30 protein-coding genes are annotated in these 22,603 nt (G+C 71.7%); 21 read left to right on the top strand and 9 right to left on the bottom strand.

Annotated features, from left to right (window positions below):
- Positions 1-132: 132 nt before the first annotated feature.
- The 6 genes from MKK53_RS21330 to ruvA form a co-directional block, all read right to left on the bottom strand.
- Positions 133-780 carry an alpha-ketoglutarate-dependent dioxygenase AlkB family protein gene (locus MKK53_RS21330; protein ID WP_243930774.1) on the bottom strand — a complete coding sequence of 216 codons (648 nt, stop codon included), beginning with the start codon at positions 778-780 and terminating at the stop codon, positions 133-135.
- Positions 777-1,412, bottom strand: a complete 636-nt coding sequence (locus MKK53_RS21335) for a 2,3-bisphosphoglycerate-dependent phosphoglycerate mutase (RefSeq protein WP_243930775.1) — start codon at positions 1,410-1,412, stop codon at positions 777-779. Before MKK53_RS21335 ends, MKK53_RS21330 begins: the two co-directional genes overlap by 4 nt.
- Before the next feature lie 122 nt (positions 1,413-1,534).
- A complete protein-coding gene (dapB, locus tag MKK53_RS21340) occupies positions 1,535-2,332 on the bottom strand; it encodes a 4-hydroxy-tetrahydrodipicolinate reductase (protein ID WP_243930776.1) in 798 nt (265 codons plus the stop codon).
- Positions 2,333-2,410: 78 nt separating this feature from the next.
- Positions 2,411-2,908 carry a bacterioferritin gene (gene bfr / locus MKK53_RS21345; protein WP_243930777.1) on the bottom strand — a complete coding sequence of 166 codons (498 nt, stop codon included), beginning with the start codon at positions 2,906-2,908 and terminating at the stop codon, positions 2,411-2,413.
- Positions 2,909-2,953: 45 nt separating this feature from the next.
- Entirely contained in the window at positions 2,954-3,229 is a 276-nt protein-coding gene (locus MKK53_RS21350; protein WP_243930778.1) for a bacterioferritin-associated ferredoxin, read from the bottom strand.
- Positions 3,230-3,403: 174 nt separating this feature from the next.
- Positions 3,404-4,021 (bottom strand): Holliday junction branch migration protein RuvA, encoded by a 618-nt coding sequence (gene ruvA / locus MKK53_RS21355; protein ID WP_243930779.1) that lies wholly within the window; start codon positions 4,019-4,021, stop codon positions 3,404-3,406.
- A 154-nt stretch (positions 4,022-4,175) separates the two neighbouring features.
- Here ruvA and MKK53_RS21360 point away from each other — a divergent pair, with 154 nt between their 5' ends.
- From MKK53_RS21360 to MKK53_RS21430, 15 genes are all read left to right on the top strand, one after another.
- Entirely contained in the window at positions 4,176-4,793 is a 618-nt protein-coding gene (locus MKK53_RS21360) for a YceI family protein (protein WP_409564392.1), read from the top strand.
- Positions 4,790-5,206 (top strand): hypothetical protein, encoded by a 417-nt coding sequence (locus MKK53_RS21365; protein WP_243930781.1) that lies wholly within the window; start codon positions 4,790-4,792, stop codon positions 5,204-5,206. Before MKK53_RS21360 ends, MKK53_RS21365 begins: the two co-directional genes overlap by 4 nt.
- A gap of 175 nt (positions 5,207-5,381) precedes the next feature.
- Complete coding sequence (gene rplU, locus MKK53_RS21370; RefSeq protein WP_243930782.1) at positions 5,382-5,696, top strand: 50S ribosomal protein L21; 315 nt, start codon at positions 5,382-5,384, stop codon at positions 5,694-5,696.
- Between the two features lie 66 nt (positions 5,697-5,762).
- The gene (gene rpmA / locus MKK53_RS21375; protein WP_243930783.1) at positions 5,763-6,029 is read left to right on the top strand and encodes a 50S ribosomal protein L27; all 267 of its coding nucleotides are present in this window, start codon (positions 5,763-5,765) and stop codon (positions 6,027-6,029) included.
- Positions 6,030-6,212: 183 nt separating this feature from the next.
- Complete coding sequence (locus MKK53_RS21380; RefSeq protein ID WP_243930784.1) at positions 6,213-6,818, top strand: GNAT family N-acetyltransferase; 606 nt, start codon at positions 6,213-6,215, stop codon at positions 6,816-6,818.
- 212 nt (positions 6,819-7,030) lie between these two features.
- Entirely contained in the window at positions 7,031-8,059 is a 1,029-nt protein-coding gene (gene obgE / locus MKK53_RS21385; RefSeq protein WP_243930785.1) for a GTPase ObgE, read from the top strand.
- A 60-nt stretch (positions 8,060-8,119) separates the two neighbouring features.
- Complete coding sequence (locus MKK53_RS21390; protein ID WP_243930786.1) at positions 8,120-8,428, top strand: type II toxin-antitoxin system VapB family antitoxin; 309 nt, start codon at positions 8,120-8,122, stop codon at positions 8,426-8,428.
- Between the two features lie 9 nt (positions 8,429-8,437).
- Positions 8,438-8,842, top strand: coding sequence for a type II toxin-antitoxin system VapC family toxin (locus MKK53_RS21395; RefSeq protein WP_243930787.1), 405 nt, complete (start codon positions 8,438-8,440; stop codon positions 8,840-8,842).
- Between the two features lie 106 nt (positions 8,843-8,948).
- Positions 8,949-10,064 carry a glutamate 5-kinase gene (proB, locus tag MKK53_RS21400; protein ID WP_243930788.1) on the top strand — a complete coding sequence of 372 codons (1,116 nt, stop codon included), beginning with the start codon at positions 8,949-8,951 and terminating at the stop codon, positions 10,062-10,064.
- A gap of 79 nt (positions 10,065-10,143) precedes the next feature.
- Positions 10,144-11,442, top strand: coding sequence for a glutamate-5-semialdehyde dehydrogenase (locus MKK53_RS21405; RefSeq protein WP_243930789.1), 1,299 nt, complete (start codon positions 10,144-10,146; stop codon positions 11,440-11,442).
- 73 nt (positions 11,443-11,515) lie between these two features.
- Entirely contained in the window at positions 11,516-12,094 is a 579-nt protein-coding gene (locus tag MKK53_RS21410) for a nicotinate-nucleotide adenylyltransferase (RefSeq protein WP_243930857.1), read from the top strand.
- 134 nt (positions 12,095-12,228) lie between these two features.
- Positions 12,229-12,627 (top strand): ribosome silencing factor, encoded by a 399-nt coding sequence (rsfS, locus tag MKK53_RS21415; protein ID WP_243930790.1) that lies wholly within the window; start codon positions 12,229-12,231, stop codon positions 12,625-12,627.
- Between the two features lie 12 nt (positions 12,628-12,639).
- Entirely contained in the window at positions 12,640-13,134 is a 495-nt protein-coding gene (gene rlmH, locus MKK53_RS21420) for a 23S rRNA (pseudouridine(1915)-N(3))-methyltransferase RlmH (RefSeq protein ID WP_243930791.1), read from the top strand.
- 146 nt (positions 13,135-13,280) lie between these two features.
- Positions 13,281-14,540, top strand: a complete 1,260-nt coding sequence (locus MKK53_RS21425) for a peptidoglycan DD-metalloendopeptidase family protein (RefSeq protein WP_279599192.1) — start codon at positions 13,281-13,283, stop codon at positions 14,538-14,540.
- The gene (locus tag MKK53_RS21430) at positions 14,540-15,880 is read left to right on the top strand and encodes a S41 family peptidase (RefSeq protein WP_243930792.1); all 1,341 of its coding nucleotides are present in this window, start codon (positions 14,540-14,542) and stop codon (positions 15,878-15,880) included. The genes MKK53_RS21425 and MKK53_RS21430 overlap by 1 nt, the downstream gene beginning before the upstream one ends.
- 50 nt (positions 15,881-15,930) lie before the next feature.
- On the opposite strand, the gene MKK53_RS21435 is transcribed toward MKK53_RS21430, so the two are convergent.
- Positions 15,931-16,440: a ferritin-like domain-containing protein gene (locus tag MKK53_RS21435; RefSeq protein ID WP_243930793.1), complete on the bottom strand. Its 510-nt coding sequence runs from the start codon at positions 16,438-16,440 to the stop codon at positions 15,931-15,933.
- A gap of 359 nt (positions 16,441-16,799) precedes the next feature.
- On the opposite strand from MKK53_RS21435, the gene MKK53_RS21440 reads away from it, so the two are divergent.
- The 3 genes from MKK53_RS21440 (at position 16,800) to MKK53_RS21450 (ending at position 19,289) form a co-directional block, all read left to right on the top strand.
- A complete protein-coding gene (locus MKK53_RS21440) occupies positions 16,800-18,026 on the top strand; it encodes a divergent polysaccharide deacetylase family protein (protein WP_243930794.1) in 1,227 nt (408 codons plus the stop codon).
- A 73-nt stretch (positions 18,027-18,099) separates the two neighbouring features.
- Entirely contained in the window at positions 18,100-18,639 is a 540-nt protein-coding gene (locus MKK53_RS21445; protein ID WP_243930795.1) for an RNA pyrophosphohydrolase, read from the top strand.
- 23 nt (positions 18,640-18,662) lie between these two features.
- Entirely contained in the window at positions 18,663-19,289 is a 627-nt protein-coding gene (locus MKK53_RS21450) for a DUF2939 domain-containing protein (RefSeq protein ID WP_243930796.1), read from the top strand.
- Between the two features lie 133 nt (positions 19,290-19,422).
- Here MKK53_RS21450 and MKK53_RS21455 read toward each other — a convergent pair whose 3' ends face one another.
- Both MKK53_RS21455 and MKK53_RS21460 read right to left on the bottom strand, forming a co-directional pair.
- Positions 19,423-19,782 carry a photosystem reaction center subunit H gene (locus MKK53_RS21455; RefSeq protein ID WP_243930797.1) on the bottom strand — a complete coding sequence of 120 codons (360 nt, stop codon included), beginning with the start codon at positions 19,780-19,782 and terminating at the stop codon, positions 19,423-19,425.
- 15 nt (positions 19,783-19,797) lie between these two features.
- Entirely contained in the window at positions 19,798-20,223 is a 426-nt protein-coding gene (locus tag MKK53_RS21460; protein WP_243930798.1) for a response regulator, read from the bottom strand.
- A 207-nt stretch (positions 20,224-20,430) separates the two neighbouring features.
- Between MKK53_RS21460 and MKK53_RS21465 the strand changes: the two genes are divergently transcribed.
- From MKK53_RS21465 to hspQ, 3 genes are all read left to right on the top strand, one after another.
- Positions 20,431-21,099, top strand: coding sequence for a YoaK family protein (locus MKK53_RS21465; RefSeq protein WP_243930799.1), 669 nt, complete (start codon positions 20,431-20,433; stop codon positions 21,097-21,099).
- Complete coding sequence (locus MKK53_RS21470; RefSeq protein ID WP_243930800.1) at positions 21,096-22,112, top strand: WD40 repeat domain-containing protein; 1,017 nt, start codon at positions 21,096-21,098, stop codon at positions 22,110-22,112. Before MKK53_RS21465 ends, MKK53_RS21470 begins: the two co-directional genes overlap by 4 nt.
- A gap of 140 nt (positions 22,113-22,252) precedes the next feature.
- On the top strand, positions 22,253-22,591 hold the full coding sequence (gene hspQ, locus MKK53_RS21475; RefSeq protein WP_243930801.1) for a heat shock protein HspQ: 339 nt from the start codon (positions 22,253-22,255) through the stop codon (positions 22,589-22,591).
- Positions 22,592-22,603: the final 12 nt, after the last annotated feature.

Consider the following 22,603-nt stretch of genomic DNA (forward strand, 5'->3'; position numbering starts at 1 on the left):
TCTCTTTCCGCCGCCCCACCGTGGACGGGCGGCCCCGATGCGTCCGATGCCCCGGCACCGGTGTCAAGCGAGTGCCCCCGCTTCCGGCCGTTCACGTGACCGGCTCCGGACAACGGGCCGCACCGATCCCGTTCACACGCCCTGCGGCCGGCTCACGCGGCGCAGGGTCAGGTTGATCCGCCCGCCCGGCGGCAGCAGGCCGGGCAGCAGGTCTTCGGCCAGCAGGTCGGGCTCGGCGTAGATCCGGTCGATCCCGTGGAACACCAGGCGGGAGGGGCCGCCGATCACCAGGGCGTCGCCGGGCATCAGGCGCACCGAGCGGGTCGGGTCCGACCGGGCGAGGCCGCCGTAGCGGAACAGGGCCGGGGCGCCGAGGGAGAGCGACAGGACTGGGGCGTCGAACTCGTCCTCGTCCCTGTCCTGGTGCAGGCCCATCCGCGTGCCGGGGCCGTAGAGGTTGACGAGGCAAGCCTCCGGCGGGGCCGGATAGGCCGCGATCGCCTCCCAGACCGCGAGCGCCGTGGCCGGCAGCGGCGGCCAGGGTTGCCCGGTCTCGGGGTGGTGCGGCTGGTAGCGGTAGCCGCGCTCGTCCGACACCCAGCCCAGCGGGCCGGCATTGCCCATCCGCACCGAGAACGGCTTGCCGGTGCGGGGCATCCGCGGCGTGAAGGGCGGGGCCTCGGCCAGGATGTCCGCGACCTCCCCGGCCAGCCGCGACCGGGCCTCCCCGTCGAGGAAGCCCGGATAATGGATCAGGCCTGGGCGGAGGGCGACGCTCACGCGTTGTCGATGTCGCGCTCCAGGACCGACTTGGAGGCCACCGTCGTGTCCTCCTTCAGCCGGTAGACCAGGGGCACGCCGGTGCCGATCTCCAGGCCGGAGATGGTGGACGGGGTCAGGTGGTCGAGCACCATCGCCAGCGCCCGCAGGGAGTTGCCGTGGGCCGCGACCAGCACCCGCTGCCCGGCCATGACGCGGGGCAGGATCGACTCGATGTAGTAGGGCAGCACCCGGGCGGCGGTGTCCTTCAGGCTCTCGCCGCCGGGGGGTGCCACGTCATAGGAACGGCGCCAGGTATGGACCTGCTCCGCACCCCACCGGTCCCGGGCGTCGTCCTTGTTCAGGCCCGACAGGTCGCCGTAATCGCGCTCGTTGAGGGCCTGCGAGCGCAGGGTCTCGATGTTCGGCTGACCCATCTCCTCGAGGATCAGGGTGCAGGTGCGCTGGGCGCGGCCGAGATCCGAGGTGAAGGCCACGTCGAACCCGTAGCCCTCGCTCTTCAGCCAGCGCCCGGCCTTCACGGCCTCCTCGACGCCCCGGTCGGTCAGCCCCGGGTCGCGCCATCCCGTGAACAGGTTCTTGAGGTTCCACTCGCTCTGGCCGTGGCGAGCGAGGACCAGCAGGCGCTCCATCGGAAGTCTCTTCGGTCTCGTGCAGGCGCGGCGGGCTGCCGCGGATGCCCGGGCTCCTACCAGCCGCGGGCGCAAGCCCAAAGAGTGGTGATCCGCTGCGAGTTATAAAAGAGCGTGGCCGTTTACAGGTCGAGCACGTCGGCCATGGAATACAGGCCCGGCGGCTTCGGCTGCGCCCAGAGGGCCGCCTTCACCGCGCCGTGGGCGAACAGCCCCCGGTCGGCGGCGTGGTGGCTGATGGTCAGGGTCTCGCCGGGGCCGGCGAACAGCACGCTGTGGTCCCCCACCACCGAGCCGCCGCGCAGGGTGGCGAAGCCGATATCCCCCGGCTTGCGGGCGCCGGTATGTCCGTCGCGGGTGGAGACGCGCACGGCCGGCAGGGCGACACCGCGCCCCTCCGCCGCCGCCTCGCCGAGGAGCAGGGCCGTGCCGGAGGGCGCATCCACCTTCATGCGGTGGTGCATCTCCAGGACCTCGATGTCGAAATCGGCCCCGAGGGAGGCTGCCACCTTGCGCACCAGCGCCGCCATCAGGTTCACGCCGAGCGACATGTTGCCGGAGCGGACGATCCGGGCGTGGTAGGAGGCCGCCTTCAGCTTGGCGAGGTCGTCCTCCGACAGGCCGGTCGTGCCGACCACGTGGACGATCCTGGCCTGGGCCGCGAGTTCGGCGAAATGCACCGTGGCGGCCGGGGCGGTGAAGTCGAGGACGCCGTCGGCATCGGCGAAGGCGGCGAGCGGGTCGTCCGTCACCGGCACGCCCAGGGCGGGAAGCCCCGCCAGGGTGCCCGCATCCTGCCCGAGGGCGGGCGAGCCCTCGCGCTCGATGGCCGCGGACAGGGTGCAGCCTTCGGCCTCCGCCACGGCACGCATCAGCGTCCGCCCCATGCGCCCCTCGGCGCCGACCACCACGAGCCGCATCTCGAACCTATCCGCTATCCTGTCCCTGAAACGGGGCCCGCCCCGATGGCGGGACCCGCGCGTGGAGGCGCTAGCGCCTCACTCCTTCTCGGGGGCGATCTGCTCCAGGCCGCCGATGTGCTTCTGCGCGTAGAGCTGGAAGCCGACCTGCTTGATGAGTTCGAGCTGCGTCTCAAGGAAGTCGATATGGCCTTCCTCGTCCTCGGCCAGATCCTCGAACAGGCGCTTCGACACCCGGTCGTTGATCGAATCGCAGTACTTGGCGGCTTCGAGGTAGAGGGAGCGCGCCCCGTTCTCGGCGGCGAGGTCGGATTCCAGGATCTCCGGCACGCTCTGGCCGATCCGCAGCGGGTCGAGCTCCTGCAGGTTCGGGAAGCCCTCCAGGAACAGGATCCGGTCGATGAACCGGTCGGCGTGGTTCATCTCCTCGATCGATTCCTTGCGCCAGAACTTGGCCAGCTCGACGTAGCCCCAATCGTTGAGCATGCGGAAATGCAGCCAGTACTGGCTCACCGCGGTCAACTCGCTGCGCAGGCCGCGATTGAGGTACTCGATGACCTTGGTGTCGCCCTTCATCCTCACACTCTCCTGAAACGAGAACCGGAGGGAGGCTCCGCCCGATCAGGCGCCGACCCTCTCCTCCGCTGTCTGGAGCTTCACCAGAGTACAGGCGCTCTTGCAAGCACTCGTGCAGGAATGGACAGGTTCGACGTTGGGAATGTCTTCCCCGAGGGCGGTCCGCATGATCTCGCGGATGGTGCGGGCGCACCGCCCGCATTTCGGGCTGCAGCCGAGGCATGCGTAGACCTGCGCCGGGGTGCGCGGGCAGGCGGGTCCGGGGCCGAGGCAGGAGCGTACGGCGCCGTCCGACAAGACATTGCAGGAACAGACGATCATGCGATCGACAGCATCCTCGTTCCGGGGGCGCTTCAGTTTGGAATTATTTAAAACTGCAGCAGTTTCAATCCCTTAGCGCGAGGGGGAGATGACAGCGCGAGGCGGTTCGGTCAAGCGCGGATCGATCACGACCCATTGCGCGGGTGGTCGCAGGCCCGGTGTCGGACGGGGCCGCTAGCGGGCGAGTTCGCGCAGGCCGAGGCGGATCAGGGTCTTGGCCTCCGCCCCCTCCCCCGCGCCCTTGAGGGCGACGGCGACGGCGGCCGAGGCCTGCGCCTGCTGGTAGCCGAGGTTGACGAGGGCCGAGATCGCGTCGCTCACCGGCTGGGGCGCCGAGCCGTCCTCGACGGCCCCCGAGAGGGCGATCAGGGCGGGGTCGATGGGCGCGAAGGCCGGCGCCTTGTCCTTCAGCTCGGCGGTGACCCGGGCCGCGAGGCGCGGGCCGACGCCGGGGGCCCGGGCGATGGCGCCCTTGTCGCCGGTGGCGATGGCCGTGGCCAGCGCGGGCGGCTCCAGCACCGAGAGCACGCCGAGGGCGACCTTGGCGCCCACGCCCTGCACGGTCTGGAGCAGGCGGAACCATTCCCGCTCCGCATCCGACCGGAAGCCGTAGAGGCGGATCATGTCCTCGCGGACGAAGGTTTCGATGGCCAGGGAGGTCGCCTCCCCGACCGCGGGAAGGCGCTGGAGCGTGCGCGCCGAGCAATGCACCACGTAGCCCACCCCCTGCACGTCGAGGATCACGAAATCCTCGCCGTAGGAATCGACCACGCCCTTCAGCTTGCCGATCATGCCCTGCCCGCCCGTCCGATCCGGGGGGCTTAGAGCACGCCGGGCCAAAGGGGAACGTGCCGGCCGGGATCGGGCCCCGGATCCCCGCGAACCTTGAGGTTGGGCCGGCTTCGTGGAATGAGCCGGAACCGACCCGCCCGACCGACGATCCATGATGCGCACCACCGCCCTCGCCCTCGCGGCCCTGCTCCTCAACGCGACCGCCGGTTTCGCGCAGGAGAAGCCCGCCGACCCGACGCAGGACCCGACCCAGGTCAAGGCCGGGCGCTACATGCTCGACTCCGACCATGGGAAGATCACGTGGTCGGTCGGCCACCTCGGCTACTCGACCTATTACGGTCAGTTCACGGGCGTGACCGCCACGCTGGACCTCGACCCGAAGGCGCCCACCAAGAGCCACCTCTCCGTGAGCGTGCCCCTGTCCGGGGCCGTGGCCGGGAACGCCCGCCTGGAGCAGCAGCTCGCCGGGCCGGACTTCTTCGATGCCGGGAAATTCCCCACCGCCACCTTCACCGCCACCGGCGTCGAGCAGACCAGCCCGACCACCGCCCGGATCACCGGGGACCTGACCCTGCGCGGCGTGACCAAGCCGGTCTCGGTGGATGCGACGTTCAATCAGGCGGGCACGAACCCGATCGACCGGCGCTATACGGTGGGCTTCGACGGGCGGGCGGTGGTCAAGCGCTCCGATTTCGGGGTCAGCGCCTACCTCCCCCTGCTCGGTGACGAGGTGTCCCTGCGCATCGAGGGCGAGTTCAAGGAATCCCCATGACGTCCCGGCCCGGCATGGCGACGGCAAGGCGGGCGCTCCTCCCGACGATTCTCGTCCTCGTCGGGATGGGCGGCGGCTCCGCCCTCGCGGCGGGGAAGCCCGCGCCGCCCGCGCCCGTGCCCGCCCCGGCCAACCCCGCCGCCCTCGACGCCTATGCCGAGGCGGCGGCGACGACGATCCTCGCCGAGCAGAACTGTCCCGGCACGCATCTCCGGGCGGGACGGCTCACCACCCTGCGGCTCGCCGCCAAAGTCGGTTCGGCCCAGGAGGGCGCCCTGGAGGCGAAGCTGCGCAGCCGCGCCGCCGAACTGCGCCAGCGCCTCTCGGCGGACGGCCAGGCGACCTGGTGCGATGCGGCCTTCGACGCCTTCGGCCCGCAGGGCACCATCGCCAGGGATGTGCTCACCCGCTGAGCCCGGCGTTGACAGGCCCCCCGTCCGCGCCCTAGACACCCGGACGACGCGCGGCCTGATCGCAGGATTCGCGCGTTTTCGCGTTGGCCGGCACGACTGGCCAATGACTCAAACAAGAAGCCGGTCCAGGGTCGCCGCGAGGCTCCCGGAGGCCGTTCAAGAGCACGAGAGAACGATGTTCGCAGTCATCAAGACGGGCGGTAAGCAGTACCGCGTCGCCGCCAACGACACTATCACGATCGCCACCCTCCCGGGTGAGGCCGGCGAGGCCGTGACCTTCGGTGAGGTCCTCCTGTTCGCCGACGGCGAGGGCGCCACCCAGGTCGGCGCGCCGACCCTGTCGGGCATCAGCGTCACGGGCGAGATCGTCGCCCACGGCCGGGACAAGAAGGTCATCGCCTTCAAGAAGCGCCGCCGCCAGAACTCGCGCCGCAAGCGCGGCCACCGTCAGCACCACACGGTGGTGCGCATCACCGGCATCTCCGCGTGATCGAGCGCGGGCTCGCCTGAGCCTGCGATCCGCGCGATTTAACCCACCAGATTCGGAGTTCGAGAGATGGCACACAAGAAGGCAGGCGGCTCCTCCCGCAACGGCCGCGATTCGGCCGGCCGGCGCCTCGGCGTCAAGAAGTTCGGCTCGGAAGCCGTGATTCCGGGCAACATCATCGTGCGTCAGCGCGGCACCCAGTGGCATCCCGGCGCCAACGTCGGCATGGGCAAGGATCACACCCTGTTCGCGCTGAAACCCGGCACCGTGCAGTTCGAGACGCGCCGCGGGCGCGCCTTCGTAGCCGTGGTGCCGCTGGCCGAGGCCGCGGAGTAACAGGCGGGCGCCCGAAAGGCGAAGCGAGCGTCCCGCGACGGTGTCCCACACCGGACCGGAGAACGTGAGCCGCCCCTGATCGGGTCTGGTCTGACGGAACGCCGGGGAGGATGGGACACCATCCTCCCCTTCGTCGTCTCTGGGCGCCGCATCCCCGAGGGGAGCGCCGCCGGTGAGGGCGCCATGTTCCCAGACCTGTTCCGTGACGACGTCTTCCGGATCGAGACGCGCCGCCTGTGGCTGCGCTGGCCGACCGCGTGCGACGCCGACTCCCTCCAGAGCCTCGCCGGCGACGAGGCCGTGGCCGAGACGACGGCGCGCATCCCCCATCCCCTCGACCGGGCTGCGGTGGACGCGTTCGTCGTGGCGAGCCGGGCGGCCAACCTCGCCGGCACGGGCTTGACCCTCGCCCTCTGCGAGCGGTCCCGGCCCGGCCGGGCCATCGGGATGATCGAGATCGCCCGCGGGGCCGATTCCGCCGTGGCGCAACTCGGCTACTGGCTCGGCCGCCCGTACTGGGGCGCCGGGCTGATGACCGAGGCGGCGGATGCCCTGGTCCATGCGTGGTTCGCCTGGACCCCGGCGACGCGGCTCGACGCCTCGGCGCGGGTCGCCAACCCCGCCTCCCGGCGGGTGCTGGAGAAGGCGGGCTTCGTCCGGACCGGTCGGGGGCCCGCGGGTGTTCCGGCCCGGGGCGGCGCGGGCGAGGCCGACCGGTTCCGGCTGGAGCGGGGACGCTGGCTCGCCCGGGCGGATGCCGGGCAATGCGCGCTCGCCGCAGCGGAATGAGGTATAACCGGCCGGGGATGCGCCCCGGCCGGTGCGCCGACCCGGTCATCGCGCGCGCCGCGAAGCGACCGCGGGAGCGGGACGTCGGCGGGGCGTGACACCATGGGATCGCCCCGCTCCGCCCGCGGCGGCGGTGCGTCCAGTGGCCCGTGCGACCGCACGATCATTCCGGCCGGGCGGCCATGCCCGGCCATCGACAACGAGACGGTGCCGTGAAGTTCCTCGACGAAGCCAAGGTCTACATCCGCTCCGGCGACGGCGGCCCGGGCTGCGTGTCGTTCCGGCGCGAGAAGTTCATCGAGTTCGGCGGCCCGAACGGCGGCGACGGCGGCCGGGGCGGCGACGTCTGGATCGAGTGCGTCGAGGGCCTGAACACCCTGATCGACTACCGCTACCAGCAGCACTTCAAGGCCAAGAAGGGCGAGCACGGCATGGGCTCGAACTGCCACGGGGCGACCGGGGCCGACGCCGTGCTGAAGGTGCCGGCGGGCACGCAGGTCTTCGCCGAGGACGGCGACACCCTGATCGCCGACATGACCGAGGTCGGCCAGCGGGTGCGCCTCGCCAAGGGCGGGAACGGCGGCTTCGGCAACGCTTACTTCACCACCTCCACCAACCGCGCGCCGAAACACGCCAATCCCGGCCTGGAAGGCCAGGAGATGTGGATCTGGCTGCGCCTCAAGCTCATCGCCGACGCCGGCCTCGTGGGCCTGCCGAACGCCGGCAAGTCGACCTTCCTGGCGAGCGTCACCGCGGCCAAGCCCAAGATCGCCGACTACCCGTTCACGACGCTGCATCCCGGCCTCGGCGTGGTCCGCAACGACCAGCGCGAGTTCGTCCTCGCCGACATCCCCGGCCTGATCGAGGGCGCCCACGAGGGCGTCGGCCTCGGCGACCGTTTCCTCGCCCATGTGGAGCGCTGTCGGGTGCTCCTGCACCTCGTGGACGGCACCAGCGAGCACGCAGGCAAGGCCTACAAGCTGGTGCGCGGCGAGATCGAGGCCTACGGGCAAGGCCTCGCCGACAAGCCCGAGATCGTCGCCCTGTCGAAGGCCGACGCCCTCGATCCGGAGACCCTCAAGAGCCAGACCGCGAAGCTGAAGCGCGCGGCGGGCAAGGCGCCGCTGGTGCTGTCCTCGGCGAGCCGCAAGGGCGTGGCGGAGGCGCTGCGCGCCCTTCAGGAGGCCATCGAGACCGGCCGCGCGGAGGATGCGCCTGCGGTGGCGGAATGGCAGCCGTGAGTGACAACGGAGACAGAATAGGATAACTTTCGCCGCAATGAGTCGGGGGATGAGGGGGCGATGATCGAATCTTTGATCGTGGAGCGCGACGACGCCCTCGCCCTGGCCCGCGAGTTGGCGGATCGCCGTGGAACCTCCGTGGATGACGCGGTGGTCGAGGCTCTGCGCGGCACCCTCGCCCGGACCGAGCCGCCCGCACGGGCGGCGCCGCAACCGGTACGCTTGCTGTCCTACGAGGAGTTGAACCCGGAGCAGCAGGCCAGCTACGACCGATTGAAGGCGCTCGTCGAGGAATACGCCCCCTACCGGGTGCCGGGCGCGACGTCGGATCATCGCGATATGTACGACGATTACGGTTTGCCGATTTAGCGATCCGCGATGATCGCTCTCGATTCCTCGGCGATTGTCGCGATCCTGCTCGGAGAGCCCGAGGCCTCGGCGTTCCGGGGGATCGTCGCACAGGGGCGCTGTCTCATCGGCGCGCCGACGCTCTGCGAAGCCAGGATGGCCCTAAATCGCCGACTGCGGAATCGCGCTGCGCAGGCTCTGGAGCGAATCGTGGCTGACGGTCACATCGAGGTCGTCTCCTTCGACGAAACCATGTCCGCCATCGGCATCGACGCCTTCAACCGCTACGGCAAAGGCCGCGGGCACCCGGCTCAGCTGAACTTCGGCGATTGCCTGTCCTACGCCGTCGCCAAGAGCCGCGGCCTGCCGCTGCTGTTCAAGGGCAACGACTTCGGCCGGACCGATCTCGTGCCGGCCTACGCGCCGACGGCGTGAGCGGGGGCCGCGTGCCCCGCACGTCGGCCGGTCCATGTGGCGGCTCGGCTGTTCAAACGTGGCGTCTTCCGCCAAAGCTCGCTTGCGATCCTGCCAGGCGAGACCCATGATCCCCGCCCTCGACACCTTCCGCCGCGTCGTCATCAAGGTCGGCTCCGCCCTGCTGGTGGACCGCGTCCGCGGCCGCCTGCGCCATGCGTGGCTGGCGGCGCTCGCTGAGGACATCGCCGACCTCCATGCCCGCGGCGTCGACGTGCTGGTCGTCTCCTCGGGGAGCATCGCCCTGGGGCGCACGGTGCTCGGCCTGCCGCCGGGGGCGCTGCGGCTGGAGGAGAGCCAGGGGGCGGCCTCGGTGGGGCAGATCGCCCTGGCGCGCCACTGGGCCGAGGCGCTGGGCCACCACGGCATCGTGGCGGGCCAGATCCTCGTGACCCCGCAGGACACGGAGGAGCGCCGCCGCTACCTCAACGCCCGCTCGACGGTGCAGAAGCTGCTCGAACTGCGGGCGGTGCCGGTCGTCAACGAGAACGACACGGTGGCCACCGCCGAGATCCGCTACGGCGACAACGACCGGCTGGCCGCCCGGGTCGCGACGATGATCGACGCCGACGTGCTGGTGCTGTTCTCCGACATCGACGGGCTCTACACCGCGCCGCCGAACACCGACCCCGACGCCCGCCACCTGCCGGTGGTGGAGCGGATCACCCCCGAGATCGAGGCGATGGCCGGCGGGCCCGCCTCGGAGCTGTCCCGGGGCGGCATGCGGACCAAGGTGGAGGCCGCCAAGATCGCGGTGGCGGGCGGGACGCACCTCGTCATCGCCGACGGCCGGGCCAAGAACCCCCTGAAGGCGGTGCAGGACGGGGCGCGCTGCACGTGGTTCCTGTCGGGCTCGACGCCCACCGCGGCGCGCAAGACCTGGATCGCCGGCTCTCTGGAGCCCCGGGGCGGCCTGACCATCGATGCCGGCGCCGCCACCGCGCTGGCCGGGGGGGCGAGCCTGCTGCCGGTGGGGGTGCGCAGCGTGGAGGGCAACTTCTCCCGCGGCGACGCGGTCCTGATCCGCGACGCCGAGGGCCGGGCCATCGGCCGCGGCCTCGTGGGCTACGACAGCGCCGAGGCCGCGCTGATCATCGGCCACCCGAGCGCGCGGATCGCGGAGCTGCTGAACTATCCGGGCCGGGCCTGGATGGTCCACCGGGACGACCTCGCCCTGTTCTAGCGCCGGGCCGGCCTTGTCGGGTCTCGGCGCGATGTGCGAAGACGGCGGACCCCTCCGCCATGCCTGCCCGAGGTCCGCCGTGCCCGTCCTGAACCTCAAATCCGACTTCGCGGGCGCGGAGACGCTGCCGGAGCAGATGGCCGCCATCGGCCGCCGGGCCCGTCAGGCGGCCCGCGGCATGGCGCTGGCTTCCGCGCAAACCAAGGACGAGGCCCTGAGGCGCATCGCCGACCGGCTGCGCGCCGACGCCGACGCCATCCTCCGCGAGAACGCCCGCGACGTCGCCGCCGCCCGGGAGGCCGGGCAGCCCGAGGCGCTGATCGACCGCCTGCGGCTCGACGCGGCGCGCCTGTCCGGGATCGCCGGGGCGGTGGAGAAGGTCGGCGCCCTGGCCGATCCCGTCGGGCGCCAGCTCGCCGCCATCGAGCGGCCCAACGGCCTCCTGATCGAGCGCGTCGCCGTGCCGCTGGGCGTGGTGGGCGTGATCTTCGAAAGCCGCCCCAACGTCACCGCCGATGCGGGCGCCCTGTGCCTGAAGGCCGGCAACGCCGCGATCCTGCGGGCGGGGTCCGACAGCTTCCGCACCTCGCAGGCCATCGCCCGGGCCATGGCCCAGGGGCTCGCGGAAGCCGGGTTGCCCGCCGACGCCGTGCAGATCGTGCCCACCCGCGACCGGGCGGCGGTGGGGCTGATGCTCGCCGGCCTCGACAGCTGCGTGGACGTGATCGTCCCCCGCGGGGGACGCAGCCTCGTGGAGCGGGTCCAGGCCGAGGCGCGGGTGCCGGTCTTCGCCCATCTCGACGGGATCAACCACGTCTACGTGGACCGCGCCGCCGACCTCGCCATGGCCCGGACGGTGCTGCTCAACAGCAAGATGCGGCGCGTCGGCGTCTGCGGTGCCGCCGAGACCCTGCTGGTCGACCGGGCCTGCGCCGGTACGCACCTCCAGCCCCTCGTCGTCGCCCTCCTCGAGGCCGGCTGCGCCGTGCGCGGCGATGCGGAGACCCGCGCCGCCGACCCCCGCGTCACCCCGGCGAGCGAGGCCGACTGGGGCACCGAGTATCTGGATGCGGTGATCGCGGCGAAGGTGGTGGACGGGCTCGACGCGGCCATCGCCCATATCGAGACCTACGGTTCGCACCATACGGACGCGATCGTCACCGCGGACGAGGAGGCCGCCCGGCGCTTCCTGGCCGAGGTGGATTCCGCCATCGTGGTCCACAACGCCTCGACGCAGTTCGCCGATGGGGGCGAGTTCGGCTTCGGGGCGGAGATCGGCATCGCCACCGGGCGGATGCACGCCCGCGGCCCGGTCGGCGTCGAACAGCTCACGACCTTCAAGTACCGGGTCCACGGCCACGGCCAGACACGGCCGTGATCCGCGGGCCGACGATGCGGCCGAGCCCGCGTGGCGCCGCGTGCGGCTGACCCTGCCGCCGAGCGCGCCCGGCATGCGGATCGGCCTCTACGGCGGTTCGTTCGATCCCGCCCATCTCGGGCACCTTCATGTCACCGCCACGGCCCTGCGGCGCCTGCGCCTCGACCGGGTGTGGTGGCTCGTCAGCCCCGGCAACCCGCTGAAGGACCGCAGCCGCCTCGCCCCCCTGGCGGACCGCTGCGCCCAGGCCGCCCGGGTGGCGGCGCACCCGCGGATCGCCGTGACCGGATTCGAGGCGGGCCTCGGCGTGCGCTTCACCGTCCAGACCCTGCGCTACCTCACCCGACGCCGGCCGGGCGTGCGCTTCGTCTGGATCATGGGGGCGGATTCCCTGGCGAACTTCCACCGCTGGCGCGGCGCCGCGGAGATCGCCCGGCTGATGCCGATCGCGGTGATCGACCGGCCGGGCTCGACGCTCGCCCCCCTGTCCGCCAAGACCGCCAGGCGGTTCGCCGCCGCCCGGATCCCCGAGGCGGCGGCGGCGACGCTCGCCGGCTGCCGGCCCCCGGCCTGGGTGTTCCTCCACGGCCCGCGCTCGAAGCTGTCGTCCACCGCCATCCGCGCCCGTAAGCGAGGCAGACAGGCGGTCTGAGCGGGCCGATCCGGTGCATCGCCCGCACAGACCTGTTGCAATCGCGGTGCGAAGCCGCCACTTTCATGGGACAAGGCCGTCGGACGGCCTCACTAGGAATCAGGACGCTGCCCGAGACCCTTCGCACTGAAACCGTGCGCCCCGAGACCCCTCCCCGCCCCGCGCCCGTCGAGGATCATGGCCTCGCCTACGTGGAGGCCCTGAGGGACCTGGCGCTTGGATGCCTCGACGAGATGAAGGCCGAGGAGACGATCGCGATCGATCTTGCCGGCAAGACATCGCTGGCCGACACGATGATCATCACCTCGGGCCGTTCGCAGCGCCATGTCGGCTCCATCGCCGACAAGATCCTGCAGGAGATGAAGAACAAGGGCTTCGGCACCGCCCGGGTCGAGGGCCTGCCGGCCTGCGACTGGGTGCTGATCGATGCCGGGGATGTGCTGGTGCACATCTTCCGCCCCGAGGTCCGCGGCTTCTACAACCTCGAGAAGATGTGGGGCGCGGACCGTCCCGTCGGCGTCGCCGCCGGCTGATCGACTCCCCCATTGCGCCTCGTCGTCGCCACGGTCGGCCGCCTGAAGGCCGGTCCGGAGCGGGATCTGGCGTCACGATATCGCGAGCGCGCCGCCCAGCTCGGCCGGGGGCTCGGCTTCCCTTCCTGCGATCTGGTGGAGATCCCGGAATCCCGCGCCCGGCGCGGGGCGGACCGGGCGGCCGAGGAGGCGGCGGCGCTGCTGCCGCTCCTTCCGCCGGGGAGCGCCATCCTCACCTACGACGAACGCGGCCGTGCCGACGTCCCGAGCGAAGCCCTGGCCGGGCGGGTCGCCAGCTGGCGCGATGCCGCCAAGCCGGCCCTGGCGATGATCGTCGGCGGACCGGACGGGCTCGACGCCTCAATTCGGACGCGGGCGGACCTGATCCTCTCCTTCGGGGCCGCCACCTTGCCCCACGGACTCGTGCGCGTGCTCGTCCTCGAACAGATCTACCGCAGCCTCACCATCCTGGCCGGCCACCCCTACCACCGCGGCGAGCCGGGGTGAGGCGGGTGCGTCGCACTGGAACGGATCGCGCCGTGTCTCACCCGCTCCCCTCCCTGGGGAGGGGTGGCCCCGGCCCCCGGCGGGATCGGCGCGCGCCGGCGCGGCTCGTCCTCGCGGCCCTCATCCTCCTCGCCCCGGCCCACGCCCTGCCGCAGGACGCGCCCCCCCCGGATCAGGACAAGATCCGGCAGGCCACCGACGAGCGCGACCGGCGCGCCGAAAACCTGAAGCGCGTGCAGGACGCCCTGTCGGCGAGCGAGGGGCAGCGGACCCAGTTCGAGAAGGAGATCGCCGCGATCGGCAACGACCGGGCGAAGCTCGATACCGCCCTGCTCGATGCCGGGCGGCAGGCGCAGGCGACCGAGGAGCGGATGAACCGCCTCGAAGACCGCCTCAAGGCCATGACCGACAGCGAGGCGGCGATCCGCCGGTCCCTCCAGGCCCGCCGGGGCACCGTGGCCGAGATCCTGGCCGCCCTCCAGCGGATGGGCCGCCGCCCGCCCCCCGCCGTGCTGACGAGCCCGGAGGACGTCCTCACCGCCATCCGCACGTCCATGCTCCTCGGCGCCGTGGTGCCCGAGCTGCGGGGCGAACTGGACACCCTGGCCGCCGACCTCACCGAGATGGTTCGCCTGCGCGGCCTGATCGCGCAGGACAAGGAAGGGCTCGCCGCCGACCTCGCCGGCTGGGCGCGGGAGCAGCAACGGCTCCAGGCGCTCGCCACCGCCCGCCGGGCGCGGCAGGCCGAGGTCGAGAGCGGCCTCGCCGCCGAGCGGAAGCGGGCGGCGGAGCTCGGCGTCCAGGCCAGGAGCCTGAAGGACCTGCTGGAGCGGGTCGAGGGGGAGATGACCGCGGCCAAGCGATCCGCCGAGGAGGCCAAGGCCGCCGCCGAGCGGGAGGCGCGGGTGACGCAGGAGCGCTTCGCCGCAGCCGGCTTCCGCGATCCCGCCCGGCTGGCCCCGAAGGTCCACTTCGCCGACGCGCGGGGCGAAGTGCCGCGGCCCGTGGTGGGGCGCCTCGTCAGGGCGTTCAACCAGCCCGACGGCAATGGCGGCTCGACGCGGGGCGTGTCCTTCGCTACGCGGTCGAAGGCCGTGGTGGCCTCCCCGGCCGACGGCTGGGTCCAGTTTGCCGGGCCGTTCCGCTCCTATGGCCGACTCTTGATCATCAACGCGGGCGACGGCTACTATCTTTTGCTGGCGGGAATGGACCAGATCAGCGTCGAGGTCGGCCAGTTCGTTCTGGCCGGTGAACCATTGGGCTCCATGGGCGAAGGGACGTCCGGACCCGATGGCGATCCGACGCTGTACGTCGAGTTCAAGAAGGATGGCGGCTCCGTCGATCCGGAGCCGTGGTGGGCGAAAAGCCCCGGTGACAAGGTTCTTGGCGAGAAGGTTCGCGGCTGATGCGCAAGACATCCCTGATTATGCTCGGCGCCTTCCTGGGCGCCGGAGTTTCGATGGTCGCGACCCAGACGGAGTTCCTGTCCGGGCCCCGCGCCGTCGCCGCCTCCGCCGAGACCTACCGTCAGCTCAGCCTGTTCGGTGACGTGTTCGAGAAGGTGCGGACGGACTACGTCGAGAAGCCCGACGAGTCGAAGATGATCGAGGCGGCCGTCAACGGCATGCTGACGTCGCTCGATCCGCATTCGAGCTACATGGACGCCAAGGCGTTCCGCGACATGCAGACCACCACCCGCGGCGAGTTCGGCGGGCTGGGCATCGAGGTCACGATGGAGGACGGCCTGATCAAGGTCGTCACCCCCATCGACGACACCCCCGCCTCCAAGGCCGGGCTGCTCGCCAACGACGTCATCACCCAGATCGACGACGATCAGGTTCAGGGCCTCAGCCTGAACCAGGCGGTCGACAAGATGCGCGGCCCGGTGAATTCCCAGGTCAAGCTGAAGATCAGCCGCAAGGAGTCGAAGGACCCGATCGAGGTCACGCTCACCCGCGACACCATCAAGATCAAGCCGGTGCGCTCGAAGGTCGAGGGCAACGACGTCGGCTACATCCGCCTGACGCAGTTCAACGAGCAGTCCTTCGACGGCATGCGCGCCGCCATCGACAAGCTGACGAGCGACATCGGCCAGGACAAGCTGAAGGGCTTCGTCCTCGACCTGCGCAACAACCCCGGCGGCCTGCTCGACCAGGCGGTGATGATCTCCGATGCCTTCCTCGACCGGGGCGAGATCGTCTCCACCCGCGGGCGCAACCCGGACGAGACGCAGCGCTTCTCGGCCAAGTCCGGCGACCTGACCAAGGGCAAGCCGATCGTGGTGCTGGTCAACGGCGGCTCCGCCTCGGCCTCCGAGATCGTGGCCGGCGCCCTGCAGGATCACAAGCGCGCGACGATCCTCGGCACCCGGTCCTTCGGCAAGGGCTCCGTGCAGTCGATCATCCCGCTGGGCGGCTCGGGCGCCCTGCGCCTCACCACGGCGCGCTACTACACGCCGTCGGGCCGCTCGATCCAGGCCAAGGGCATCGAGCCGGACATCGAGGTCACGCAGGACGTGCCGGACGAGCTGAAGGGCAAGGACGAGACCAAGGGCGAGGCCGGGCTGAAGGGCCACCTGAAGCAGAAGGATACCGACGAGCGCGGCGGGTCCTCCGCCTACGTCCCGCCGGATCCGGCCAAGGACAAGCAGCTGATCTCGGCGGTGGACTTCCTGCACGGCATCCAGAAGGGCGCCGCCAACGGGACGCCCGCCCCGCAGCAGCCCAAGCCCAGCCTGCCGAACTAAAACCTCTCGCGAGACCGGTGCCCGCTACCATGCGTGCACCGGTCGCCGCATCAGCGGCCGGCCTTCTCGCCCGCCACGGTGAGTTCGACATAACGCCGGGTGGTCGGCACGATGAGGTCATGGATCCGCTGAGCCATGGCCTTTTCTTCGTTCAGGGACTGGTCGAAGGCCGCCCTGTGGGCCTGCATGCCCGCCGCGTCGCCGATCTCCAGGAGCGACGTGTAGGCCGCGACCTCGAAGTTCTCGAAGGCGTGGTTGGCGTAGGTGTTCTTCAGGATCTCGTCCTGAGCGGGGGCGTGCCCCAGCGCCATCATGTTCCCGACGATGCCCAGGAATCCCTCCTTGAGGGCCGAGGGCGTCTCGTCGAGGCTGTGCAGCGCCTCATCGAGTCGCTGGCGCTGCCCGTGGGTCTCGTCGATGTGGCGACGCAGGGCCTGCGACATCTCGGGGTAGTGCTCCAGGCGCTCCACCTGCCGCTCCATGATCTGCAGGGCCTGCATCTCGAGGGCGTGGGTATTCCGCAGGGCGGTGATGTAGATCTCGCGCGCGTTCATGCTCATCGTGTCTCTCCGCTGGCGGTTCGGGTCGTCTGATTCCGCAACACTCCGTCGATGCGCCGGTCCATCGAAAGTTCCCGCCTGCGGTCTATTGGCACTCGATTGGCGAGTTCTGACTTTCGTCTGATCGCGCGAGGGGTCGGTCCGAATTTATTCAATTCTCCGCCGGGTAAATTGTGACGCTCGACTGATCCAGGCGTCGCTTCGACCGTGGCCATTCGGAAACGGATGGCGCCCCCCGATCCGCATCCCGCGCGGGAGTGTGGGGCCGTTAGGGGAACGTTAACCACACCAACCGGCAGATATGGACGTAGAGAGTCCGCTGCTTTCGGTTGCGGTCTGGCTCCTGCGACGAGTGTCGAGTGACCGAGCCCGCCGACGATATCCTGACGCGACCCCTCGGGGTCGATGCCGCCGGCCCCGTGCCGCCGCCGGCCGGCCGTGTCGCCGGACTGCTGGCCCGCGCGCGCAGGCCCGGCGTCGCGGCCGGCCTCGCCGGGGCGGGCGTGCTGGCCGCCTTCGGCCTCCTCGTGGCCTTCGGCGACCCGGAGGGCGGGGAGCCCCGGGTGCGCGCGGCCATCGCCCTGCGTGAGCCCGCCGCGGCGCCCAGACCCGTCGCCGCCGCCGCCGCGGCGCCCGCGGCGGTCGTCGAGGTCTCGCCGCCCCAGCAGCGCAGCGCGGAGGAGGTCGAGACGGCCTCCGGCGTCACGGTGGTGCGCCCCCCCGGCACCGCGCCGAGCGAGGCCGTGGTGATCCGCGTGCCCCCCGCCAACGCCCCGCGCTTGGCCCCCGCCCCCGATCCGCGCCTCGCCGAGCAAGGCCGCCACGGCATCATGCCCCGCCTCGGCGAAGGGCGCGTGCGCGCCCTCGACGTCTATGCCCGCCCGGACGAGCCGGGCACCGGCCCGCGCATCGCGATCCTCGTGACCGGCCTCGGGATCGGCCAGTCGGCGACCGCCGCCGCCACGGCGCGCCTTCCGCAGGCGGTGAGTCTCGCCTTCGCCCCCTACAGCACCGAGGTGGAGCGCGCCGCCGCCCGCGCCCGCGATGCCGGGCACGAGGTGTTCCTGCAACTGCCCATGGAGCCCTTCGACTATCCCGACAGCGACCCCGGACCCCAGGCCCTCCTGACGGCCCTCAAGGGGCCGGAGAACGCCGACCGGCTCGCCTGGGTGCTGTCGCGCTTCCCGGGCTATGTCGGGCTCGTCAATTTCATGGGCGGCAAGCTGATGGCGGATTCCGCCTTCGATCCGGTGCTGCGCGAGATCGGCGCCAGGGGGCTCGGCTTCCTGGACGACGGCACGGTGCCCAAGGGCGCCGCCCTCGCCAACAAGGCGCGCACGCCCTACGCCCGGGCCGAGATCGTCCTCGATGCGGTCCCGCGGCCCGATGCCATCGATGCCGAACTCGCCAGGGCCGAGGCGCAGGCCCGCACCAACGGCTTCGTCCTCGTCTCGGCCGGCGGCTCCCTGATGACGGTGGACCGCATCGCCCGCTGGGCGCGGGATCTCGACGCCCGCGGCATCCGCCTCGTGCCGGCCAGCGCGGCCCTGCGGGGGGCGCCCAAGCGCGTGTCCAAGGCGGATTGATCCCGCCCCGGGGGCGAGAATACACGGCGTCGCCGTTGCCCGCCCTCCGCGCCGCAGCCTATGGTCCGCCGCGATGGCACAATCCAGCGAATCGAACGGCCTGCCGTACAGGCCCTGCGTCGGCATCACCCTCATCGCGCCCTCGGGGGGCGTCTTCGTGGGCCGCCGCCGGCGGGATGCCGGCCCCGAGCATGTCGATGGGCCGCACCAGTGGCAGATGCCCCAAGGGGGCATCGACCCCGGCGAGGATCCCGCCGCCGCGGCCCTGCGCGAACTCTACGAGGAGACCAACGTGCCGGCCGAGGCCCTGCGCCCCCTCGGCGAGGTGCCGGACTGGCTCGCCTACGACCTGCCCCCCGCGGTGATGAAACAGGCCTGGACGGGACGTTACCGGGGCCAGTCGCAGAAGTGGTTCGCCTACGGCTTCGTCGGCTCCGAGGACCAGATCGACGTGCTGCGGCCCGGCGGCGGGGCCCATAAGCCGGAGTTCGAGGCGTGGCGCTGGGCGCGGTTCGAGGAGCTGCCGGACTTGGTCGTCCCGTTCAAGCGGCCGGTCTACGAGGCCGTCGTCGCCGCCTTCGCCGGCCTCTCGGCTTGGGCGGAGCGGGCATGATCCGGTACGGGCCGGCCTGAGCCATGAAGCGCTGGCTGGCGATCCCCCTCGGAATCGCGCTCGCGTGGCTCCTGTTCACGCTGAGCCCCCTGTGGACGCTCTACAACTTCGCCGACGCGGTGCGGCGGCACGATACCGCCTATGTCGAGACGCACGTCAACTTCCGCACGCTGCGCCTGTCCCTCGTCCGCCAGATCGTCGGCGCCGTGCGGGTGGCGACGGATTCCGACGAGGACCTCGACCCCCGCGACCGGCAGCGCCTCAACGAGGTGGCCTACGGCCTCGCCCTCGCGCTGGCCGAAAGCCTCGTGACGCCCGACACGGTGATCGATCTCCTGGATGACGGCTGGCCCGACAAGCTGGACCTGCGCAAGCCCGACGGTGCCCGGACCACGGGGCTGGCCATCCACGGCTTCGGCAAGCTGATGGCCTACTACGCCGCGGCGGAGATGCGGGGGTTCCGGGCGGTGGTCGTCCCGATCCCGCCGGAAGGGCCCCGGGCCCAGCGGACCCGCATCCGCCTGCGCCTGCGCGGCCTGACCTGGCGGCTCGTCGACATCGAGATGGCCGAGGCCCTGCGCGGCGAGATCGCGGCCAAGCTCGCCCGCGCCCTCGCCAAGGCGAGGATCGGGGCCGGCGGGGGGAAGTAACCGCCCCGGCCGGCCGGGCGCTGGACGCCCCCGCCGTCTCCCGGACGGGTCCGCCCAGTCCCTCCGGATGGGGGGCGGGCGGGATCTGCCCGGGCGCGGTCGGTGTCGCGGTGATCCCCGCGGCGGGGGGGGGCTAGTCGGCCTTGCCGGCGGGCGCCTTGGGCTTGCGCGCCTCGATCAGCGTCTCGGCCTTGTCCTCGTCGGTGTCGCCGCCCTGCTCGATCGTCTTGACCGGGTCGGACAACAGGGAGCGGGCGATGCCGAGCAGCACCTCGCACTCGCCCGGATACTTGTAGGTTTCCAGCACGATGGCCGCGTCGCGCAGGGTGCGCAGGTCGCGCACCGTCTGGGCGTTGGCGTCCTTCTGCAATTCCGGCTTGGCGGCGATCTGTTCCTCGATCTTCGCACCCTGGACATCGCAGGCCGCCCAGGCCGCGTGCGGCATCAGCGAGCCGAGGCTCAGGCACAACAGGGCGGGCAGACAGGGCCGCATGGGTCGGGTGTCCTTTCAGGCGTGGTGGGACTCGGCCGGGCGCAAGATCTCGTTGGTCAGGGCCACGAGCTGGCTCGGCCGGTAGGGCTTGGGAACGAAGACGGATTCCGGCACGGCCTCGCCGCCGGACAGGCAGGCCCGGCCGCCGGAGGTGTAGACCACCGCCAGCCGCGGGCATTGCTCCCGCGCGTGGCGGGCCAGCACGATGCCGTTCGTGTTGCGGGCGAGGTCGATATCGGTGAAGAGCAGATCGACGCTCTCGCGGGCGAGGATGGCTTCGGCCTCCCAGGCATCCGCGGCGGTGAGCACCCGATACCCCTCGTCCAGCAGCGCCTCCGCGGCCAGTTCGCAGACGGTGGGCTCATCCTCCACGACCAGGACCGTGGTGGCGGCCGGGGCGAGGTGCGGGACGGCCGGGACGGCGAATGCGAACGGGATCATGACGCAACTCCAACTCACCTGGCGGGGGCATACGGCCCCGTTGCCGGATCGCAGGGAAAACGGAGCCCCATGGCTCGGCGTTCGCCGGACTTGCATCGAATTGCCAAGGTCTGGTGAGCGATGTGTTAACCGCGCCGGTCGGCCGGTGAACGGAGGCCTCGGTTTGGTTAACGAAGGGTTCACGCGGCCCGCGCCCGGGGCGCGTCCGTGAACCGCCGGTGGCAGCTCGGCACGGGCCTGGTGCTCACGGCGCTGGCCGGCTACGTGGACGCCCTCGGCTTCGTCCGCCTCGGCGGCCTCTACACGTCGTTCATGAGCGGCAACACCACGCAGTTCGCGGTCTATCTCGGCGAATGGGACGCGGGCCGGGTGCTGATGCCGTTGGCCCTGGTCGCCGTCTTCCTGGCGGGGGCGATCCTCGGCAGCACCGTGGCGCTCCTCGTCCCCGCCCGGTGGACGACGCCCGCGGTGCTGGCCCTGGAGACCGGCCTGATGGGGGCGGCCCTCGGCATCGGCCTCACCGCCCCCGAACCGGGGCTGGCGAGCCTCGCCATCGCCATGGCGATGGGGGCGCAGAACGCCGTGCTCTCCGGCGTGAAGGGATTCCGGGCGGGCACGACCTTCGTCACCGGCGCCCTGTTCAGCTTCGGCCAGCGGATCGCCGAGGCGTTGACCGGCAGGGGGTCGCGGCTCGGCTGGGTGGGCGACGGGTTCGTCTGGCTGTCGCTCCTCGTCGGCGCGTTCCTGGGCGCCCTGGCCTATCGGGCGCTCAACCTCTACGCCCTGATCCCTCCGGCGGCCGTCACGGCCGTCTTCGCCGGGATCACCACCCTGCTGATCATCCGCGCCGGTCCGGCTGCAAAGGTCTCCCGATGAGCTCCTCTCCCATCTCCCAAGCCTCCCTCACGAGCCACGTCGTCCCCTACGCGCCCGGCGCCCACGCGGTCGCCGCCCACTGGCTCGGGGACCTGCCCTGCCTCGCCCTGGCGGACGGGCACGTCGCCCTGCTCCGCGACGGGGAGGCGTCGCGGGTGGCGGCCCATCCTGAGGGCGGCGTGCTGGTGGCGGCGGCCGGGCCGTCCCGGCTGGTGACGGGGGGCGACGACGGCCGCGTGGTCGAGACCCGCGCCGACGGCACCTGCCACGAGGTCGCCACGGCCCCGAACGCCGCCTGGATCGATGCCATCGCCCTGCACGGGGACGGCGCCGTGGCCTTCTCGGCCGGGCGCAACGTGGTGGCCCGGGACGCGAAGGGCCGCGAGAAGACCTTCCAGGCCCCCTCCACCGCCCGGGGCCTCGCCTTCGCGCCGAAGGGCTACCGCCTCGCCGTCTCGCACTACAACGGCGTGAGCCTCTGGTATCCGAACCTGGAGACCGCCCCCGACGACCTGACGTGGAAGGGCTCGCATATCGACGTGACGTGGTCCCCGGACGGGCGCTTCGTCGTCACCACCATGCAGGAGAACGCCCTGCACGGCTGGCGCCTCCAGCCGGACCGGGGCCACATGCGGATGTCGGGCTACCCGGGCAAGGTCCGCTCCGTGGCGTGGTCGTCGGACGGGAACTGGCTCGCCACCGGCGGCGCCGAGGCGGCGATCGTCTGGCCGTTCGACTCGAAGGAGGGCCCCACCGGCAAGCCCCCCCGGGAATGCGGCGTCCGCCCGGCCCGGGTGTCGCGGGTGGCCTTCCATCCGAAGGCCCCGGTCCTCGCCGTCGGCTACGAGGACGGGTGCATCCTGCTGGTGCGCTTCACCGATGCCGCCGAACTGCTGGTCCGCCCCGCGGTGGCCGGAAGTGGCGTGACGGCCCTCGCCTGGGACGGGCGGGGCGCCCGCCTGCTGTTCGGCTGCGGCGACGGGCAGGCGGGGCTGCTCACCCTGCCGGCCTGACCGTCGCGTTCCCTCGCGCGCGGGGGGGGAGGCCCGCGCCCGCGCCATCGTCCGCGCCGCCGATGTCGCGGGAACCTGCCGCCGGCCACGGTGACAGAACCGTCCACCGCGCTTATCTGTCCCGGAGGACGGAACGATTGATGACGGACGTGACTCTCAGGACCGCGAAATTCGGGATCGGCGCGATCGTGCGCCACAAGATCTATCCGTTTCGCGGCATCGTCTTCGACGTCGACCCGGTGTTCGACAACACCGAGGAGTGGTGGCTGGCGATCCCCGAGGAGGTCCGGCCGCGCAAGGACCAGCCGTTCTACCATCTCCTCGCCGAGAATTCCGAGACGGAGTACGTCGCCTACGTCTCCGAGCAGAACCTCCTGCCCGACGAGTCCGGCGAGGCCCTGCGCCATACGGGCATCCAAGAGATCTTCGAGCGCGACGCCTCCGGCTCCTACCGCATGCGCGACCGGCCGACGAACTGACGCCCGCGTCCG

It is taken from the genome of Methylobacterium sp. J-076 (assembly GCF_022829405.1).
Lineage (GTDB): Bacteria > Pseudomonadota > Alphaproteobacteria > Rhizobiales > Beijerinckiaceae > Methylobacterium.

Coding starts and splice junctions, on each gene's coding strand:
- MKK53_RS21395 (WP_243930787.1), top strand. CDS start 8,438: ATGATCGCTCTCGATTCCTCGGCGATTGTCGCGATCCTGCTCGGAGAG.
- rpmA (WP_243930783.1), top strand. CDS start 5,763: ATGGCACACAAGAAGGCAGGCGGCTCCTCCCGCAACGGCCGCGATTCG.
- ruvA (WP_243930779.1), bottom strand. CDS start 4,021: ATGATCGGCAAGCTGAAGGGCGTGGTCGATTCCTACGGCGAGGATTTC.
- MKK53_RS21410 (WP_243930857.1), top strand. CDS start 11,516: ATGCGGATCGGCCTCTACGGCGGTTCGTTCGATCCCGCCCATCTCGGG.
- MKK53_RS21435 (WP_243930793.1), bottom strand. CDS start 16,440: ATGAGCATGAACGCGCGCGAGATCTACATCACCGCCCTGCGGAATACC.
- MKK53_RS21455 (WP_243930797.1), bottom strand. CDS start 19,782: ATGCGGCCCTGTCTGCCCGCCCTGTTGTGCCTGAGCCTCGGCTCGCTG.
- bfr (WP_243930777.1), bottom strand. CDS start 2,908: ATGAAGGGCGACACCAAGGTCATCGAGTACCTCAATCGCGGCCTGCGC.
- MKK53_RS21335 (WP_243930775.1), bottom strand. CDS start 1,412: ATGGAGCGCCTGCTGGTCCTCGCTCGCCACGGCCAGAGCGAGTGGAAC.
- MKK53_RS21470 (WP_243930800.1), top strand. CDS start 21,096: ATGAGCTCCTCTCCCATCTCCCAAGCCTCCCTCACGAGCCACGTCGTC.
- proB (WP_243930788.1), top strand. CDS start 8,949: ATGATCCCCGCCCTCGACACCTTCCGCCGCGTCGTCATCAAGGTCGGC.
- hspQ (WP_243930801.1), top strand. CDS start 22,253: ATGACGGACGTGACTCTCAGGACCGCGAAATTCGGGATCGGCGCGATC.
- MKK53_RS21350 (WP_243930778.1), bottom strand. CDS start 3,229: ATGATCGTCTGTTCCTGCAATGTCTTGTCGGACGGCGCCGTACGCTCC.
- MKK53_RS21390 (WP_243930786.1), top strand. CDS start 8,120: ATGATCGAATCTTTGATCGTGGAGCGCGACGACGCCCTCGCCCTGGCC.
- rplU (WP_243930782.1), top strand. CDS start 5,382: ATGTTCGCAGTCATCAAGACGGGCGGTAAGCAGTACCGCGTCGCCGCC.
- MKK53_RS21380 (WP_243930784.1), top strand. CDS start 6,213: ATGTTCCCAGACCTGTTCCGTGACGACGTCTTCCGGATCGAGACGCGC.
- MKK53_RS21430 (WP_243930792.1), top strand. CDS start 14,540: ATGCGCAAGACATCCCTGATTATGCTCGGCGCCTTCCTGGGCGCCGGA.
- MKK53_RS21460 (WP_243930798.1), bottom strand. CDS start 20,223: ATGATCCCGTTCGCATTCGCCGTCCCGGCCGTCCCGCACCTCGCCCCG.
- MKK53_RS21360 (WP_409564392.1), top strand. CDS start 4,176: ATGCGCACCACCGCCCTCGCCCTCGCGGCCCTGCTCCTCAACGCGACC.
- MKK53_RS21365 (WP_243930781.1), top strand. CDS start 4,790: ATGACGTCCCGGCCCGGCATGGCGACGGCAAGGCGGGCGCTCCTCCCG.
- MKK53_RS21450 (WP_243930796.1), top strand. CDS start 18,663: ATGAAGCGCTGGCTGGCGATCCCCCTCGGAATCGCGCTCGCGTGGCTC.
- dapB (WP_243930776.1), bottom strand. CDS start 2,332: ATGCGGCTCGTGGTGGTCGGCGCCGAGGGGCGCATGGGGCGGACGCTG.
- MKK53_RS21445 (WP_243930795.1), top strand. CDS start 18,100: ATGGCACAATCCAGCGAATCGAACGGCCTGCCGTACAGGCCCTGCGTC.